The organism is Nocardia sp. NPDC058497 (assembly GCF_042720195.1).
Lineage (GTDB): Bacteria > Actinomycetota > Actinomycetes > Mycobacteriales > Mycobacteriaceae > Nocardia.
Window position 1 is genome coordinate 1 of sequence record NZ_JBHXMY010000893.1, and the last position, 1,656, is coordinate 1,656.

1 pseudogene is annotated in these 1,656 nt (G+C 60.7%); it reads left to right on the forward strand.

The window, feature by feature from the left end:
- The first annotated feature begins 25 nt into the window (after positions 1 to 25).
- Positions 26 to 1,393, forward strand: a pseudogene (locus ACFWPJ_RS32205) (DNA cytosine methyltransferase).
- The last annotated feature ends 263 nt before the right edge of the window (positions 1,394 to 1,656 follow it).

Genomic DNA, 1,656 nt, shown 5'->3' on the forward strand with positions numbered 1-1,656 from the left:
GCCAACCTCTTCGAAAGGCATCCGTGTGAAAGAACTCAGTGTCATCGAGATCTGCGCAGGTGCAGGTGGGCAGGCTCTTGGCTTGGAGCTGGCTGGGTTCAACCACGAGTTGGCGGTCGAACTCGACCCGATCGCAGCGAAGACTCTCAAACTGAACCGGGACCGGTGGACGGTTAAGGTAGGCGACGTTGCTGACCCGAAGGTCTTCGACCCCCATGAATTCGCGCCCGAGGAGAGGACGGACCCCGTCGACCTCCTCGCGGGAGGCGTCCCGTGCCCACCCTTCTCTATCGCAGGAAAACAGCTCGGAGCCAATGACGAACGTGACCTGTTTGCATGGGCTGTCTAGCAGGTCGCGGTCATTCAGCCGCGCGCGTTGCTCCTCGAGAACGTTCGAGGGCTCAGCATGCCTCGTTTCGCCGGTTACCGACAGCATGTACTCGACCGTCTTCGAGAATTCGGCTATTCAGCGGAGTGGCGCCTGATACAGGCCTCTGAACACGGAGTGCCCCAGCTACGGCCGCGGTTCGTCTTGGTTGCGATGCGGCCGGAGGAGTTCCAGTACTTCCAGTGGCCGGCGAAGTCAAGCGATCCGGGAACCGTCGGCGACGCGTTGCGAGCGCTCATGAAGCGGGGTGCACGGGTCGAAGCAGGGGGTAAGAGCAGATGGGTTACGTGGAAGGGAGCAGATGCGTGGGCCGACAAGGCCAACGGTATCGCTCCTACAATCGTCGGCGGATCAAAGAAGCATGGCGGAGCCGACTTGGGACCGACACGGGCTAAGCGAGCCTGGGCTGAGCTCGGCGTCGACGCTTACGGTGTTCACGACACGGCCCCTCCCTACCAAACGCGCCCGATGACAGAGCACGGGCCGAAGCTCACGAACGAGATGGTCGCCAGGCTTCAAGGGTGGGTGCTCAGAGACCGCACAATCGAAGGTCACGAGGAGATGTTGAAGAACGAACTGCCTGTCGGGTACGACGACTTTGCATGGACCTTCGAGGGCGGCAAGACCGCTGTGTACCGCCAGATCGGCAATGCCTTTCCACCACCAGTCGCCCGCGCAATCGGCCTGTCCATCGCGGCAGCTCTACGTCACCAGGGAGATCGTATCGACCGAGGTATCAACCCCACTGCCGACCCTGTCTATCAAGCACTTCGAGACCAGGAAGTCTTCCTGACTGCAGCGCAGATCGCCCGCCAGACCGGCCTGGATCTTGACGATCCGGAGATCGACCGACGCATCAGCTTGCTCAGTCAAGATTTCGAAATCCACAAAGAAGTGCGACCGACCGGGCTTGCCTACAAGATCGGACAATTTCGAGCCTTCGTCGGACAGGACGACCACGGGCGCCACGAGTACTACAAGTCGAATCTGTCCCGCGTTAGTTGATCCGGCACCGCACCCGGGCCTTCGTGGCATAACGAGAATGATTAAGAGTAGAGGCCACCCCTACCAGGGTCCAGCAAGGTCCTTGAGACGCCCAGTGGACTGAGCTCACAGCGCCATGCCCGAAGCGCCCACCCACGAACTGCAGCCCATTCCCAGTACGCCGACGCAACCCACTCGGATGATGTCAACGGAACGCCAATACTGAACACTTCCCGGCACCGAAATTCTGACCCCTCCGGTCGGTCGGGTTAATGGTTCAGTCT